This window comes from Bacillus sp. BB51/4 (assembly GCF_008368845.1).
Lineage (GTDB): Bacteria > Bacillota > Bacilli > Bacillales > Bacillaceae_G > Bacillus_A > Bacillus_A wiedmannii.
On sequence record NZ_QOSC01000009.1, the window covers coordinates 93,743 to 109,734 of the forward strand.

Genomic DNA, 15,992 nt, shown 5'->3' on the forward strand with positions numbered 1-15,992 from the left:
ATGGATAGTATTATTAATCATGTAACTTATTTAAAAACTCCGTAAATTTATTAGCTACAAAAAATACATTTTCTCTCGCTACTTCCTCTACTTCTTCAGCCGTAATCCCTTCACTTTCCATCAATGTTCCCTTTTCCCATGCCCCTTCATGTTCCCAAAAGACGACAATTGGATCTTCTTCATGATTTTTATAATCAAAGCAAATTAAATTTCCTGCTGGATCAAATGCGAATGGCACCAATTCATTTGGCAGAGTAGAAATATACTGGTTATATACTTTAACGATATATTCACTACTATCTACATCATAGGTAAGTAAAGTTCCAAATACTTTTGTTATCGTGCCTATTTCAAATTTATAAGGTAACACAGCCGAACCATTATTATTTATAGCACATTCTACATAGTCACATGGAAATATATAGCCTATCTCTTTTCCCACATTGTTTATATATTCTGCTGAAACTGGCTCATCCGGTACTGGCCATGTTAAGTCTTTTCTCATTTAACTTCACCTCCTAACAAATCACATCACGTTTATCCGAAATAACTAATTGCATCATCAACCAACCATGCGAGTCGTATGTCTTCTTTTGTAATCGTTTCATTGTTATGGAAGTCTTTCCACGCAATCAAATCAATTGACGCAGTCCACAAAATGTTGTCACCGCCTTTTGATGCACCGATTCCTAATGCCCCTGTGACAGCTGCTATTTCAATCACATTTTCTGAGAATCTATTTTCAAATCTACTTATTTCACTTGATTTACTCAATTTCGAATACATTCCTTTCATAGCCCACAGGCATAAGTACTTTGTGAGTTTTCCTGTTTTATTATAATTGGTCATGGTAACGCCTATATAGAATTATAGCTATAATTCTATATAGGCTTTTTTTTCACCTGGAATTTTAAATTTATTTACATCATATTCTTTAATTATATATACTTTTATAGCTTCAAAATCTTTACCAAAAGCAAGAAATGGATTTTTTAAGAAATATATTATTTCTTCGTCGTCATAAATTCGGGCTTTAATTATTTCTTTGTCCGAGTGAAACGATAAATTGACTCCTTTGTAAAAATATTCGTAGTATCCTTCTTCATCCTGCTCACTCTTATCTTCAAAAGGAACAGATTCAATATGATATATATTCCCATTTACATTTATTGATTTCATACAGCATCACTCCCTTTTCAAGAATATTCATAAGAAATTAAATAGTCTCTGTCAATCATACCAAAAATAAGGGATTTACTTTTAGAATTTATAAAAAATATATAGGATTAAATTAAAATCTTTATATTATTTTTCATATTACTTCATTATCTCTGTACAATTGTGTAATGTGTCACAGAAGTAGACATATTGCAATGAGTTGCAGTAAAGGGGAATATCCTTTGAGAATATAAAATAAGAAGATCAATCTAGAAAGACTATCTAGTTCGATCTTCTTTTATTGAATTTATAATTAATGCATTTTTACCCTTAAAATAATATAATCAACGGGTGGATTATTATTTACATCCTCAAAACTGGGTCTAATTTTAAAGTCAAATTCATTTGTTATATTTTTCAATGAATAAAGGTTTGTTCCATCTACACTTGTACGGGGGAGCAATGTATCCGAAAACGTAAAACGCATGAAGAATATGTTGCGGAACTATTAGAAAAATGCGGGTACGATATGCCGCAGAGGTTTTAGAAGTTCATGGCGATAATATCGAAGTTATAGGAACATACAAAGGCGCTAGAAATACCACAGAACACAAATGTAACTCATGTAAAAATATATGGGAGGCAGCACCAACAAATATTTTAAAAGGAAAGGGAGAGAAACATTATGTCAAAGTTATTACGTGAATTATCTAAACCGGATAGTGAGGCCCTGCGTTCCGAAGCACTAGAACAGTTGAAAGTTACTTCAGGTAAAATTGTTGCTTGTGATCCTCTTATTTTTAATGAAAATCACTTCGAACAAACAATTCAGCCAGGTACATATCCAATTGTTGCTTGGTGGCATAAGGAAGATGGAGTCATTGCTGGTGCTGAATTGAAATTGTCGGAGTCAAAAGCGGTAGGATGGAAGATGGCAACAAAACCAGGACAAAATGTAAGTGAACTGGAAGACGGATATATTTTTGGTTACCCAGTTGATACAGGCTTAGGGTGCTTTGCAGATGTTGAAGCAATTGGTAAATTAGAAGAAATAGAAGACAGGTTACAACAAGAACTAGGAGAAGAATTTACTAGTTTGTATGATGATCTTATAGATGACATACTAACAGAACATGATGAAGATTGGGGAAATTGCGTGGTGTGTGAGGAAACAGGAAGTAATATCATTATATTCCGTTCAGGTTATGGAGATGGATTTTATCCTTCCTATTGGGGAATCGATGAAGCAGGAAAAATCGTTTCACTTGTTACTGATTTCCAAGTGCTACATGAGGAAAATTGAGGACAACATCAATAATGATATAAGAGTCAATATTTTTTCTTTTACAGCGTCAAATATTCCTCGTCTAATATTTGTAAATAACCCGTGGGATAATCTCCTTATGTACTACTGGTTCTGATAAATAGGGTTATATTCTTAAGTGAATATAACCCTTCATTAATTCTAGTTGTTTATTAACAGTTTTTTATTTAAATAATTTATTAACTCTATACATAATGGTTGATTTTAGGGTTACTAGTGCACTGTTTTATCGCGATACAAATGAACTTCAGATATCCTTTGCTCCAAAATTACTTTTTCTATAATTTCCTGGCGATTATATTCTACCTGCACCGTTTCACAGTTCCCCCAATGAGTAGGAGCAATTTTTTCATTTGACTCAAATACCTCTAAAAGACGATTTAATATCTCTTCTTCTTTAAATGCTACTGTAGGATACATTGCGATTGTAAAATTATTCGGTTTCATTTTAATCCCCACTTTATTAGGAACGAGGTTATGTAACTATTTTCATTTATCACTGCCAGATAAGTTTGAATCCTTTCCCACTATTAATCACGTAACTTATTTAAAAACTCCGTAAAATGATTAGCTACAAAAAATACATTTTCTCTCCCTACTTCCTCTACTTCTTCAGCCGTAATCCCTTCACTTTCCATCAATGTTTCCTTTTCCCATGCCCCCTCATGTTCCCAAAAGACGACAATTGGATCTTCTTCATGATTTTTATAATCAAAGCAGATTAAATTTCCTGCTGGATCAAATGCGAATGGCACCAATTCACTTGGTAATGTGTCATTGTAGTCATTGAATACCTCAATAATATTTTCATCATCATCCATATCATAAGTTAGTAATGTACCAAAAACTTTTCTCTTCCCCTCAACTTCAAATACTTCTGGGCTAACATGTGCTCCGTTATTCTTCATTACACATTCTATATAATCTAAAGGAAAATGAATGCCCAACTCCTTTTCCACACTCTTTACATTTTCTCGCAATAAAGGCTTATCTGGTGATCTCCATTCTACTTTACTCATCTCTTGCCCCCCCACTGAATGTCCTCAAGTCTTTTTTCTCATTTATAATTGTTTGTTCACGCCATAAACATACTTCTATATTTCGATACCTCTTCACATTTCCTATATATCTTTCTACGACTATCTCTCAATCGAATTATAATTCGTTATTTTATTAATCTTCAATATTTTTAATATAGTGCTTCTTACTTGTTTAAACCGCTACTGAATTTTTTCGCATATAATATATCAAATTCAGTTGGTTCTATTTTTTGTTCTACAATATTCCCTTGTTCATCATACTTTTTAAAAGTCATTTCACGTCCCGCCATACATTCAGACTCATGCTTCTTCATTCCGTTTTGAAAAAATTCAACATGGTAGCCTTCAACCGTGCTTCTATTCATATTGCTGATTCTTTTTATATTTCCATCCATATATAACTCCACATACTCTCCTTGTTTAACACCATTTTCTACATAGAAATAACATTCTATATTTCCATTCTCATAAACATCATAAGCTAAGCCAGTAAACAATTTTTCTTTACCATCATCCGCACACTCTACTATTCCTAACCCATAAGGTCCCCCATATTCTAAACACTCTTCAAACTCAAGACCATTCTGTATTATGTACTCCTTCGTTAACACATCAATTAACATTTTCAATCCTCCTTTACAATATTAGCTAATGGATAAGCTGTTATGTAAAAGTAAGTTCTTATCGTAATATACTTCTATTTTTATTATGTAATTTCTATATACAATGAGAGATATTTTCTAATATTCGTTTATAACGTATGCTATCCATTATAGGCCTTTAAGTGTTCAAAATTCATTTACTTCTCACCATGTTTCATATTTGCTTTTTCATACTTCCTTCAAACTTGGCTCCTTCTATCTTTGCTCCCTTCCAAACTGTACCGTCAAGTTTAGCACCAGTGAAATTCGCATCCGTAAAATCCCCATTTAAAAGGATCGCTCCTGTTAAATTTACATTTCCCAAATATGCTTTTTCAAAATTTCCTACTCTAGCCTTTCCCCTTAATTCACTCTCACCTTCAACGAACTCATATATTTCTATACAATTTGTATTATTTATCCATTCATATAACTTATCACCAGACACACTTTTCTGTTCAATCCAAACCTCGCATTTACACAGTGCATCTCTTTCAGTAAATTAAAGCAATAGAAACTATCTTTAGTTTTTCTTCTTCTCTTATTTTTTCCCACAACTGTTTGCTAAGTGAACATGTTCATTAAAAATGTTGTTGTTAATTTGTTTTTCATATTTCTTTAATTCTTCATTGATTTTACTGCCAGTTTTACTTTCAAAACTTTTCTCTAATTCTGCTGCTATATCTCTTAGACTTGTTTGTAATTCATGAAATGCCCCTATGTTTTTTTGAAGAGCATATGTATCTTCTTTTATAATGTCTATTGATTTAAACCCTACTTCTGTTTTTAACATCATACGCTGCATTTCTCTTTCAATCTGTTTTTTAGCAGCTTGTAACTCCTCAACAACCTGATCCGCTAAATCTCCTGTAACACTTTCGATTTGCTTTTCTATCTTTTTAATTTCCTCCATAAAATCCATCATATAATTCTCTCCTTATCTAAACTGAAAATTCCCCGCTAATTGATTATCTTTATCCCTAAGTGAATTTGCTGCATCACTAATTTCGTCCCCAAATCTACTTAAACTTTTTTGTTCTTTTCTTAAAAGATGAATTAATTCTTCTGCCATGTATACATCGTGAAAATAGTCATTTCCACCTTCTTTCGTTTTGGCAATTCGTGAGATGGCTTCATCTATTTCATAGGCTTCTAATAGATGATATTTCCCACCTGGCCCTGTTTCATATTTTAATTGACTTTTCAACTTTTGAACCGCTTCAGCTTCTCTTCTTTGAAACTCTTCTATATTTTTTGCTATATCTGATAATCGATTACTGAGCATTTGAATTTTTTGTGCTTGTCTTATAATATCTTCAGGTTCTAATTTTAATAGGGGACTTCCATTTGAATGAAAGGATCCCATAAATGTATCTCTGCCGTGTCCGTCCATAGTTAAACGTGTAAAAAGTCCTTGTTTTGTATCGTTCTGTCTCACTGTGTATTGCTTACCAATTAGAGGTGCACCGAATTGAGTGTGGTTACCAATCGGGTCATTTTCATGTGTATAATCAGTTGCTTTATTTTCCATTTCCCCTTCATTTACTCGTTTTTTTGCTTCAGGACTTAGTACACCATAGGGATTCGGTGCAGCCCATGTAGTTGCATAACAATCTAATTCTGCAGCGATAAGGTCCGCTTCTGCACCACCTTTACTATGTCCAGTAGTATGAAGAGAAGAAGGGTTATATTTTGCTACGATGTCATTTTTTGCCCATTTTAATCCAGTATCAAATGATGTTTCAGAATCAGGTTTTATAGTTTGACTGTTACTTGGAGTAATTACTTTAGAATGTGTTTTAATTCCAAACGTAATCTGATCGATATCTGTTTCGAAATCTGCTAATTGCGTAGGCTCTGTTCCACGAAATGCTAGGATTATATCATCATAATGTGTTGCATTTTCATCATATTTGTCTGCTGGTACTACTGCGATAGCTTCTAATCCATTTTTTACTTTTTGACAATCTGCATCAATTGATTCTATAACTACCCACTTTTTACCATCTGCCATTTTTATTTCTTTACCTTTTTCTAAAACTTGGTCATCATAAACTTGATCTGCTAGTTCGAAATAATTTTCATCTGTCGCAATTGGATTCTTTTTAAATTCACCCATATGTTTCAACTCGTTTCATGGTATATTTTAACTATATTTAAATACAAGGGGATTTTCTATGAAGAAAAAAACGGTAATTATTTTATCCATTATTTGTATTATAGCAGGAGGGTATTTTACAATGGAATACTTAAAACAAAAAGAAGAAGAGGCAAAGTTTTGGAAAGTACAAGAAGCAAGGGTAGAAAAGTATATTCGTTATAATATTCAGGATGTAAAATCGATTACGTTTACAGAAAAGAGTGTAAGTCCTATGGGAGTCCCTAGATTAAAAGGCTATATAAATAATAATAAAGAATTAGATTTCATAGCTCGTATAAGTACAACTGAAAACTTTGAAGGCCAATTTACGCGTTCTGGGAAATTAGGAAAACTGATAAAAGACCCTGAAAAATCGGTATCCGAAATTGAAAAGGAGGAGAAAGAAAAACATCAAGAGTAGTCTTTGCACTACTCTTATTTTCTGTATCCTATTTTAAGAAGAGTGCAATGGTAAGTTTTTTATAAGGGGATTTTTTATGAAGAAAGTAATGATTTTATCCATTATTTGTATTATAGCAGGAGTTTTTTTTACAATGGAATACTTAAAACATAAAGAAAAAGAAGAAAAGTTTTGGAAAACACAAGAAACAAGGGTAGAAAAATATATTCATTATAATATTAAAGATGTGAAATCTACTACGTTTACAAAACATGAGGTGAACCCGATGGGAATCCCTACTATAAAAGGATATATAAATGGTGATCAAGAATTATGGTTTGTAGCAAGTATTAGTACCACAGAGAATTTTGAAGATCATTTTGGATGTTCTGGAGAACTATACGATAACTATGTTAAAAAACCGAAAAAATCAGTATCCGAAATTGAAAAGGAAGAGAAAGAAAAGAAATAAGAATAGTCTCTGCACTACTCTTGTCTTCCCTACCCCATTTTAAGAAGAATACAGTCGTACATTTTTCATAAGGAGATTTCCAATGAAGAAAGTAGTTATTTTGGGCGTATCTGCTTTGTTACTCATGGCAGGAGGATTTTTTACTTTGGAATACTTAAAACATAAAGAAGAAGAGGAAAAGTTTTGGAAAGTACAAGAAACAAGAGTAGCAAAATATATTCATTATAATGTTAAAGATGTAAAATCGATTACATTTACAGAACACGAAACTAGTCCTATGGGCGTTCCTCATATAAAAGGATATATAAATGATAATCAAGAATTATGGTTTGATGCTGGTCTTAATAGTAATAATAATTTCGAAAGGAAATTGGGGCGTTCTGGAAAACTTGGACAGCTTATAAAACAACCGGAAAAATCCGTATCCGAAATTGAAAAGGAAGAGAAGGAAAAGAAAAAAGAATAGTCTCTGCACTCCTCTTATCTTGCCTATCCCATTTTAAGAAGAATGCAATCGTAAATTTTTCATAAGGAGATTTCCAATGAAGAAAGTAATTATTTTGGTCGTATCTGTTGTGGCGCTCATAGCAGGAGGATTTTTTACTTTGGAATACTTAAAACATAAAGAACAAGAAGAAAAGTTTTGGAAAATACAAGAAGCAAGAGTAACGAAGTATATTCATTATAATATTAAAGATGTAAAATCGATTACATTTACAAAACAGGATGTAAGTCCAATGGGTGTTCCTAAATTGAAAGGGTATATAAATAAAGATGAAAATTTATGGTTTATAGCTCATATTAGTACTACAGAGAATTTTGAAGATGATTTTGGATGTTCTGGAGAACTATACGATAACTATGTTAAAAAACCGAAAAAATCAGTATCCGAAATTGAAAAGGAAGAAAAGAAAAAAATCAAAGAGTAGTCTTTAAGATTACTCTTTTGTTTTCCTATAAAAAATAAACCAAAAGTTGGTTATTTTTTATATAGTAATAATCATTTTACTATCTATAAGATAAATTTTTTTATATTTGATACCCATATGCCTATTAATCTCTTTATTTTAGTCTTATTCCTTTTCCAATCTTTATTATCTCTCATCTATCTTACGTTTTATGTATGCAGCGATTTCTATTCTCTTGTTTAGCTATGTCTCTTACATTTGTAGAAACATGAATTATTCAACCGAAGATTTATAATCACTCTTTACATTTTTTAATCCTTCTATTACATTATTTATTCTTATTGATAAATCTTTTATTTCCTCTACTGTCAATTCACCTTCTGCCTCTTGAAGGTTAAACATACTTAGCCTCTTTGTTATACCTTTGATACGCCCAACAAAGACCATATGATGATCGACTGCTATTTCTCCTATGGCAGTATCAACGATAACATCTTCAATCTTTCCTACATTATCAAATTCATCCGCTAGTTTTGCTATAGCATATCGATACCCTCTCTCTTCATCTAATAACTCTTCATACGCCTCCCGAATTGCATGAAATAATTCATTATACTCCCAATCTTTCATACATCCTCCCTCCAAAAAATCCCCACGCTTATGTGAAAATAATCTTTCAACACAAATATGAGGATTTCCTTATTTCATTACTATACTTTATACATTTTATTCGTTAGAATCTTCGTCTTTCAATTTATATACTCTATCTCTTTTCTCATCACTTTTGACAAAAATAAGCTTTTCTTCTTTAACAAAACCTTCTAATAGTAAGCATACTTGCCCATATGCTTTAGGCTTATTCGTTGTGAATCTTTCATCTGATATTTTACCAGCTCGTATTAATTGTTCGCATAACTCAAGTGCACTTATTTCTTCAGAATTAATTAACTCTAAAATATCCTTTTGTAAGGGCGATAAAGGTACGGGAATCTCAGCTACCTCCACCTTTTCTGGTTTGTTTTCTTCTTCAAATAAATCTTCGAATGAAATTTGATTCATACTTCTTTTCCTTTCTAACGATTGATTTGTATAACATGAACTGAATCCTATAGCGTATGTATTATTATGTATTACTTACCTTTTTTCATAAATCTCAAACTCATGTACATCGTTTCATATAGTATATTTCGATTATACCAAATATACGTTCTGTTTTCTATTGTAGAATTCATTATAATAGGAATGAAAGTAATTATGAACATTTTTCTCGTTGTTAGTCGTATAACCCCTGTAAAAAAATAGAAATACAATCTATAAATTTGTATAATAAAATAGCACGAGTGAAATTTTATTATAGAAAGGTTCTGGTAATATGTTAGGTATTCATGTTGAAAAAACAAAAGATGAACTAATTATTTCATGGCAATTCTCTAAAATTCATATTCCATTATGTGAAATCACTGAGGTAACGGAAGATAATACATATGCTGGTGTTGAAGAAAAAAGCGTAATCCGAATTGGAACAGCATATGGTACAACTGATCGTATTTTAATTAAGACAGTAAAGCAAAATTATTTACTATTCACTACTAATAGAGTATCCATTTTAAATAAAATAAAAGCTTAATTGTTTTTCTTCCTATATTTAAATGTTAAACGCCTACATTCTATTATAGGAAACGCTACAAAAGATTCGTTGATTACTCCTGCTCCTAATTCGGAAGCATATGGTGAAACTATATAACACAAACACCCTAGCTCTTCGCTAGGGTGTTCTTACTTTCAACCATAATACAACCCTTCTTAACCTTTATTAATACGATGTACTTATAACATCATATTAATAGTTTTATAACGGATTGATGTCTTCATTTTTCTACTTAAATCGCGACATCCTAATAACCTATTCTTGTTATTTCTTCATTTGTTAAACAAATATCTAACCCAAGAAAAGGAACAAACCCGAAACATTCATTCTATGTAAGTGTTCCATACTTTTCTATTACATCAATATGTGGCTTCCATCTCAAGTGTACATTTTTAAATATTCAGCGATTTCCACTTTTCCTCTTTCAATAGCAAATTCATAAGCTCCCATATCTTTCATAGTATCCCCTGTATACTTTACAGTAATATCAATACCGCTCTGAACAAGATACTTTACAATATTAAAATGTCCACCATAAATCGCTGAAAATAGAGGATTTCTATTTGGATCACTAACATCTAATATTGCACCATTATCAAATAAGTACTCGACAATACCCATTTCACCTTCACTAGCTGCATGTGCAATAGGTGCTGACTTTGGTACACCTTCATTACGGTTAATATCCATACCAGACTCAACAAGAAATTTGATCATATCCAATTCACCAGCTCTAGCCGAAACATGTAGCCAAGTTCCAAACGGTGTTACAAAATCAAGTAAACTTTTATCAGTGATAATTATCTCTTTCGCTTGTTCTATATCACCATCGCCAATTAAATCATAGATTTTTATCGCTTTTTCCCTACTTTTCATAGAATCCCCCTGCATTATTTTCATCTAGCTTAAGTAGTTAAACATTGACTACGATACATTTAGCTTATTGCTGCTGAGAGAGCAGATTTAAGCATAGTATCAAAATCGCAAAAAGTTTCCATATGCTCGCCTGAAGGCTTGTCTAGTTCAACAAATTTCTTTTTGGAAACATTATAACAATACCAAGCTATATCTGAATCTCCGAAAAAAATCAGCTCCTCTTCGTCTTTAATTGATTCCCATATTTCATTAGCATCAAAAAAACTATCTACCTGATTTATTGGCTTAAAGTCTAAAAAACTTTGGTCAATCCCATATATTATTAATCCATTAAATTCAATTCCATTAACTGTTTGTAAAAATTCATAGTACTGCTGTGGCAATACATCTTCACCAAATTTTTCTACTACAGATTTACGAAATCTTGATAACTCCTTTTCATTAGTAGGTAAATTCAATTTTCGATTTTGGTTTTCTCTTATTTTTGATATATGACTAATCTTCTCTCTCCACATAACTTCACCTTCTAATAAATATTCAATCCTTTTTTGGGCTAGAATTACACAAAGTAATCCTCAATAGTACGCCCCATTACAAGGATTGGTTTCAAATTGCCCATTGCTTTTGGCGTGCTATTCAAATATTTTTCGAAGCCACTCTAGCTAGTATTAACCATATGATTTATCTAGATTGATATTTTAATGAAACATATTAAAGCTATTTTCATGATCCTACACGCAAACTTTAGAGTTATTTTATAATTAAAGTATTAAATAACCTCTTTACAAATCAAATCAACTTTTTCAAAATATTGTTGTGGTTGTTTCTCACTTATTTCTTTCAAAATTTTAATAACGCCTTCTTTATTTGTAGTTTTAGCCTTCTTCAATACATTAATAAATGGAATAATAAAATCATCTGAAGCTAGAAGACTTCTATAGAACCTTTTAGCACAATATTTAGCTTGTGGCAAAACAATACTTATCCCTTCAATAACTTTACTTAAACCATCTTCAACTCCATTTTTTTCGATTATATAAAAAATCGATTCAATTAAATCACCAACAATCGAAGGTTCATCTATTTCATCATGAAATACACTGCATAGATCAATAATTACTTTATTATCTGCCTTTTGCAATATTTCATTTAAGATTTCTTCAAATAGCTCAATGCTATCATCTTCATGCTCCAGAAAACGTATTCTTTTTAAAATAGATATCTTTTTTTCTAATGACATTTATTCCCCTCCATACTTTGAGTATAGTTTATTAAAGCGTTTCAAAAAATTCATAGTTTAATAAAAGAATTAACTTTTAGAATACGAGTCTATCTTTTGCTATTAATTCAAATAGATTGGTAATTGATTTAACCATTCTTCAAAATTATCGGCTTCCTTAGTTACACCATGTTCTTCATGAAAATAAAAGTAAACTCCCGTTTGCTGACCCTCTTTTGAATGAAGACAAAAGTAATCTCCATTACCTATACTATAAAAAGGGATTAGTTCGTTTTTCCAAAAACCTTCTTTCATTTCATAATCATAAATAAATTCAATAGTATCATTTCCGTTCGTCTTACCACTAGAAACATTTAAAATATCCCCTGGAAATACATATTCAGACATTAGTTCAATAAAGCATTTAAATTCTTTAGGAAATTGACATCCAAATTTTTTCTCCAGTTCCCTCCAATCATTATCTGAAGGGGAATCTAAATCCTCTAATTCTTTATCTAACATACTGTCTAATAAGTTTGCAATTTCATCTTTTCCCACAAACTATCCCCCCTTATACTAGAAAAAAGGCTGAATTCTATTTTATTTACAAGTATTCTCTCGATTAAAGTCAAATGCTGCTTCAACGCCATTTTTCATTAATTTTTGTAATCATAGATCAAGCCCATTAGTAAAATAACAATATTTTTTTCTCAACTATTACTTGTATCTAGTTCTATACATATATTCCTTAGTAACATTTCGTTTACCAACCAGTATGTTACTAGGAAAAGACCCTCTTTTGAAAAAACGAATCAAAAGAGAGCCTTTCTTTATAACTATATTTCCTATCCATACCTTCTGTCTAAAAGACTAATTAATTATTATGCATTTCTACGTTTCATAAATAATATTGCTCCAAGAGTTAATAACAAAAGACCGGCTCCGACTGAGAACCACGTAAAGTACATATTTCCACCTGTAGCTGGTAATGTTCCAGCTTTTGATGTTTTTCCTGTTTTAGGTTGCTCTAATTGCGGCTTTTCCCGCTGTGTTTTTCCTAATTTTTCCATTTTGAACTTCACTGTATGGTCCGCATCTTCAATGTCAACGTTGATTGCTACTAAGATATCATCTTGATATAGTTTTTCAAATACTACTACTTCTTTACCTTGTAGTTTAGAAGCATTAAATGTGAAATCAAGTGTGATAGAACCATTCTTCTCTTTTGCAGTAAATTTAGATTCTACTGCTACTTCTTTACCGTCAACTAGTAAAGGTTTCTTTGTTGCTTTATCCATTAGTTTACCTTTTGCTACATATTCTTTTCCTACGATTAAGTCTTTGTATTCCACTTTATCTTGGATCGTGACAGATTCGTTTGCATGTATCTCTTTTCCACCATCTGCTTTGTTTGTTGCTGTTGTTTTGATTGTTGGTTCTACGAATCGAACTGTTTGCCCTACATCGTTAATGTCAGATTGAACTGCCACTAAAACACCGTCTTGATATACCTCTTCAAACACTACTACTTCTCTTCCTTGCTGCTCTGCACCAACGAAAGGAAAGTCTAGTGTTACAAAACCATTCTTTTCTTTTGCTGTAAACTTAGTCTCAGCTGTTACTTCCTTTCCATCTATTAATAATGGTTTGTTCATAACCTTGTTCATTAATTTACCTTTTACAACATATTCTTTTCCTACGATCAAGTCCTTATATTCCACTTTATTTTGGATCGTGATGGAATCTTTTGCATGCATCTCTTTTCCACCGTCTGCTTTGTTTGTTGCTGTTGTTTTAATTGTTGGTTCTACAAATCGAACCGTTTGCCCCACATCGTTAATGTCAGATTGAATTGCCACTAAAACACCGTCTTCATATACCTCTTCAAATACTACCACTTCTCTTCCTTGCTGCTCTGCATCAACGAAAGGAAAGTCTAATGTTACAAAACCGTTCTTTTCTTTTGCTGTAAACTTAGTCTCAGCTGTTACTTCCTTTCCATCAATTAATAATGGTTTGTTCGTAACTTTGTTCATTAGTTTACCTTTTACAACATATTCTTTCCCTACGATCAAATCTTTGTATTCTACTTTATCTTGAATCGTGATGGAATCTTTTGCATGCATCTCTTTTCCACCATCCGCTTTATTTGTAGCTGTTATTTTGAGTGTTGGTTCTACAAATCGAACCGTTTGCCCTACATCATTAATGTCAGCATGAGTTGCCACTAAAACACCATCTTCATATAGTTCTTCAAACACTACCACTTCTCTTCCTTGTTGTTCTGCACCAACGAAAGGAAAGTCTAATGTTACAAAACCATTCGTTTCTTTTGCTGTAAACTTAGTCTCAGCTGTTACTTCTTTTCCTTCAATTAATAATGGCTTATTTATAACTTTATTCATTAGTTTACCTTTTACAGTGTACTCTTTACCAACAACTAAGTTAGTGTACTCTACTTTGTCTTGGATCGTGATAGACTCCTTTGCATGCATCTCTTTTCCGCCATCAGCTTTGTTTGTAGCTGTTGTTTTCAATGATGGAATCTTTTCAATTTCCGCGCTAGCCTTTGGTAACATTAAATTAAAGAAAAGAGATATGACAGAGAGTAAAGCTAGAATCCTAATTACATATTTCCTCCCCATATTTACAACCTCCTGTTTGATTTAGATTACAAACATTTAAAATATTCTTACCAAAACACAATTCCATTATAAAACAAATAATTACATACTTTAACGTTTTATTTTAATTATAGGAATTTGCCAATGACTTGTTATGAAATGAAGCGTATTTCCTGAAACAAACTAGGAATTACGTGCTCGATTTAATTTATACATGAAAGATAATTCGGTGAGAATCATTGAGGAAAATAGGTTGTTGGCAAGAGTAAACGATGAGTTGTGTGTAACCATAGATAATAAGTATAAAAACGTATGAGATGAGATATTCGATACAGTAAAAAATGAGACACCTACCCTATGATAGGACAGCTATCATAGGATATCTATTTTCAAACACCTTATATCTATAACCCTAGTAAAGATCATTTTTGTGTATGAATATATTCTCTAATTAGTTTCACATCACTTTCTCTCTTTTCATCAGGAGAAACTCCTAACTTTTTATACTTCCATATAAGTAATCTCTCATAATGATTATAATTATTTTCTTCCTCTAATAAAGTATAATCAAATTCAACATCAAACTTACCAGTAGAGTATAACTCAAATGTTACATTAGTCCATGGTTCCTGCTTATTTCTTTTAAATTCTTCCCATAACTCTCTAAAGATACTGTCAAGAAGATTTAATTGGTGATCAGTCTCATCTTCATCAATCCCTTCCATATCTTCAATATCTAAACTGTATATCGGTTCCTGCTTATTTTTTGGATAGTAGAAAAATACCGTCGAATCACTATATTCATCAACTTCTGAATATACCATTACTTTTTCCCACGGTTCTGGAATAATACTGTTTAACTGCATAACTACTTTTTGATAAATACTTTCCACGTTCTCTACATTCATTTACTTTACTCCCTTACAGTAATATCCTTTTGTCAAAATAATAAATCTGAAAGCCTCTTTATCTTGCCTCCAGTTTCTTCGTTCATTATTCTATTGGACCTATAAATTGAGTAATGAAATAAACATGCTCGATAAGTTTAACCTTTTGTAAGTTTTCTACTTTTTCTGATCCACCTAATGGAAGTAACGGTGTGTACCCAAAACATTCATCAATTTCAAGGCTTCCGTACCTGTGTATTGCCTGTTTGTAAGGCATCCAATCCAATACTTTCTCTAAAAAATAGTCATCTTTCGTATTTTTAAAGAAAAACTTAAATTTTCCACCTGCTACATCTACCGTACCTTTTCGATACTTAAGTAATAATAAATAGTTATTTTCCCACACAAGAATATCTCCCATACCTGTTGTAAAAACCGGAATAGCCTCTTCATAACGGATATAACTTTCCTTTAATATATCTAAGTATTCTTCTGGATTTATCAACCTTAAATATCCGTTTAACATACTTCCAAATCCATATTGTTTCCATAAAGCTATTATTTGTTCAGGAACTTTACCTGTATACTTTTCAACAATCTCTTGTGACGACTTTTCGAAACATATAAAATCACTTATCTTTTCCATAGTATCTCC

The 15,992-nt window shown here is 31.8% G+C and carries 21 protein-coding genes and 3 pseudogenes; 6 read left to right on the plus strand and 18 right to left on the minus strand.

The window, feature by feature from the left end; genetic code table 11:
- Nucleotides 1-13: 13 nt before the first annotated feature.
- From DN392_RS11545 to DN392_RS11555, 3 genes and pseudogenes are all read right to left on the minus strand, one after another.
- Nucleotides 14-505 (minus strand): SMI1/KNR4 family protein, encoded by a 492-nt coding sequence (locus DN392_RS11545; RefSeq protein WP_064057228.1) that lies wholly within the window; start codon nucleotides 503-505, stop codon nucleotides 14-16.
- Between the two features lie 50 nt (nucleotides 506-555).
- Nucleotides 556-795, minus strand: a pseudogene (locus DN392_RS11550) (DUF7021 domain-containing protein); the annotation flags it as partial.
- Nucleotides 796-873: 78 nt separating this feature from the next.
- Nucleotides 874-1,179, minus strand: a complete 306-nt coding sequence (locus DN392_RS11555; RefSeq protein WP_000836238.1) for a hypothetical protein — start codon at nucleotides 1,177-1,179, stop codon at nucleotides 874-876.
- Between the two features lie 664 nt (nucleotides 1,180-1,843).
- Between DN392_RS11555 and DN392_RS11560 the strand changes: the two genes are divergently transcribed.
- Entirely contained in the window at nucleotides 1,844-2,461 is a 618-nt protein-coding gene (locus tag DN392_RS11560) for a DUF4241 domain-containing protein (protein ID WP_063218251.1), read from the plus strand.
- Nucleotides 2,462-2,698: 237 nt separating this feature from the next.
- On the opposite strand, the pseudogene DN392_RS11565 reads toward DN392_RS11560, so the two are convergent.
- The 6 genes and pseudogenes from DN392_RS11565 to DN392_RS11590 all read right to left on the minus strand — a co-directional run.
- Nucleotides 2,699-2,929, minus strand: a pseudogene (locus DN392_RS11565) (hypothetical protein); the annotation flags it as partial.
- An 83-nt stretch (nucleotides 2,930-3,012) separates the two neighbouring features.
- Nucleotides 3,013-3,501 carry an SMI1/KNR4 family protein gene (locus DN392_RS11570; RefSeq protein ID WP_064057231.1) on the minus strand — a complete coding sequence of 163 codons (489 nt, stop codon included), beginning with the start codon at nucleotides 3,499-3,501 and terminating at the stop codon, nucleotides 3,013-3,015.
- Between the two features lie 185 nt (nucleotides 3,502-3,686).
- Nucleotides 3,687-4,145 carry a toxin-antitoxin system YwqK family antitoxin gene (locus DN392_RS11575; protein WP_064057232.1) on the minus strand — a complete coding sequence of 153 codons (459 nt, stop codon included), beginning with the start codon at nucleotides 4,143-4,145 and terminating at the stop codon, nucleotides 3,687-3,689.
- Between the two features lie 193 nt (nucleotides 4,146-4,338).
- Nucleotides 4,339-4,509: pseudogene (locus tag DN392_RS31165) on the minus strand (pentapeptide repeat-containing protein); the annotation flags it as partial.
- A gap of 195 nt (nucleotides 4,510-4,704) precedes the next feature.
- Nucleotides 4,705-5,088 carry a hypothetical protein gene (locus DN392_RS11585; protein ID WP_064057234.1) on the minus strand — a complete coding sequence of 128 codons (384 nt, stop codon included), beginning with the start codon at nucleotides 5,086-5,088 and terminating at the stop codon, nucleotides 4,705-4,707.
- A 12-nt stretch (nucleotides 5,089-5,100) separates the two neighbouring features.
- Entirely contained in the window at nucleotides 5,101-6,282 is a 1,182-nt protein-coding gene (locus DN392_RS11590; RefSeq protein WP_071743048.1) for an alpha/beta hydrolase family protein, read from the minus strand.
- A 58-nt stretch (nucleotides 6,283-6,340) separates the two neighbouring features.
- Here DN392_RS11590 and DN392_RS11595 point away from each other — a divergent pair, with 58 nt between their 5' ends.
- The 4 genes from DN392_RS11595 (at nucleotide 6,341) to DN392_RS11610 (ending at nucleotide 8,104) form a co-directional block, all read left to right on the plus strand.
- On the plus strand, nucleotides 6,341-6,724 hold the full coding sequence (locus DN392_RS11595) for a DUF1433 domain-containing protein (protein ID WP_046957991.1): 384 nt from the start codon (nucleotides 6,341-6,343) through the stop codon (nucleotides 6,722-6,724).
- 76 nt (nucleotides 6,725-6,800) lie between these two features.
- Nucleotides 6,801-7,175 carry a DUF1433 domain-containing protein gene (locus tag DN392_RS11600; RefSeq protein ID WP_016134936.1) on the plus strand — a complete coding sequence of 125 codons (375 nt, stop codon included), beginning with the start codon at nucleotides 6,801-6,803 and terminating at the stop codon, nucleotides 7,173-7,175.
- An 82-nt stretch (nucleotides 7,176-7,257) separates the two neighbouring features.
- Nucleotides 7,258-7,641: a DUF1433 domain-containing protein gene (locus DN392_RS11605; protein WP_064057031.1), complete on the plus strand. Its 384-nt coding sequence runs from the start codon at nucleotides 7,258-7,260 to the stop codon at nucleotides 7,639-7,641.
- A gap of 76 nt (nucleotides 7,642-7,717) precedes the next feature.
- On the plus strand, nucleotides 7,718-8,104 hold the full coding sequence (locus DN392_RS11610) for a DUF1433 domain-containing protein (protein WP_064057030.1): 387 nt from the start codon (nucleotides 7,718-7,720) through the stop codon (nucleotides 8,102-8,104).
- A 252-nt stretch (nucleotides 8,105-8,356) separates the two neighbouring features.
- On the opposite strand, the gene DN392_RS11615 is transcribed toward DN392_RS11610, so the two are convergent.
- Nucleotides 8,357-8,713, minus strand: coding sequence for an Imm3 family immunity protein (locus DN392_RS11615; protein WP_048566041.1), 357 nt, complete (start codon nucleotides 8,711-8,713; stop codon nucleotides 8,357-8,359).
- A gap of 96 nt (nucleotides 8,714-8,809) precedes the next feature.
- Nucleotides 8,810-9,142, minus strand: a complete 333-nt coding sequence (locus DN392_RS11620; RefSeq protein ID WP_048566040.1) for a DUF3895 domain-containing protein — start codon at nucleotides 9,140-9,142, stop codon at nucleotides 8,810-8,812.
- A 313-nt stretch (nucleotides 9,143-9,455) separates the two neighbouring features.
- Between DN392_RS11620 and DN392_RS11625 the strand changes: the two genes are divergently transcribed.
- Complete coding sequence (locus DN392_RS11625; RefSeq protein ID WP_000900622.1) at nucleotides 9,456-9,710, plus strand: SunI/YnzG family protein; 255 nt, start codon at nucleotides 9,456-9,458, stop codon at nucleotides 9,708-9,710.
- Nucleotides 9,711-10,109: 399 nt separating this feature from the next.
- Here DN392_RS11625 and DN392_RS11630 read toward each other — a convergent pair whose 3' ends face one another.
- The 7 genes from DN392_RS11630 to DN392_RS11665 all read right to left on the minus strand — a co-directional run bounded on the left by DN392_RS11630 (nucleotide 10,110) and on the right by DN392_RS11665 (nucleotide 15,983).
- Nucleotides 10,110-10,607, minus strand: coding sequence for an ankyrin repeat domain-containing protein (locus DN392_RS11630; protein WP_048566039.1), 498 nt, complete (start codon nucleotides 10,605-10,607; stop codon nucleotides 10,110-10,112).
- Nucleotides 10,608-10,666: 59 nt separating this feature from the next.
- Nucleotides 10,667-11,122, minus strand: a complete 456-nt coding sequence (locus DN392_RS11635; protein ID WP_048566038.1) for a YrhA family protein — start codon at nucleotides 11,120-11,122, stop codon at nucleotides 10,667-10,669.
- A gap of 254 nt (nucleotides 11,123-11,376) precedes the next feature.
- Nucleotides 11,377-11,847, minus strand: coding sequence for an Imm30 family immunity protein (locus DN392_RS11640; RefSeq protein WP_048566037.1), 471 nt, complete (start codon nucleotides 11,845-11,847; stop codon nucleotides 11,377-11,379).
- A gap of 102 nt (nucleotides 11,848-11,949) precedes the next feature.
- Entirely contained in the window at nucleotides 11,950-12,384 is a 435-nt protein-coding gene (locus DN392_RS11645; RefSeq protein WP_048566036.1) for an SMI1/KNR4 family protein, read from the minus strand.
- Between the two features lie 323 nt (nucleotides 12,385-12,707).
- Entirely contained in the window at nucleotides 12,708-14,471 is a 1,764-nt protein-coding gene (locus DN392_RS11655) for a VaFE repeat-containing surface-anchored protein (protein ID WP_088321388.1), read from the minus strand.
- 401 nt (nucleotides 14,472-14,872) lie between these two features.
- The gene (locus DN392_RS11660; protein WP_048566034.1) at nucleotides 14,873-15,358 is read right to left on the minus strand and encodes an immunity protein YezG family protein; all 486 of its coding nucleotides are present in this window, start codon (nucleotides 15,356-15,358) and stop codon (nucleotides 14,873-14,875) included.
- Nucleotides 15,359-15,443: 85 nt separating this feature from the next.
- On the minus strand, nucleotides 15,444-15,983 hold the full coding sequence (locus tag DN392_RS11665; RefSeq protein ID WP_000411576.1) for a T6SS immunity protein Tdi1 domain-containing protein: 540 nt from the start codon (nucleotides 15,981-15,983) through the stop codon (nucleotides 15,444-15,446).
- Nucleotides 15,984-15,992 lie beyond the last annotated feature (9 nt).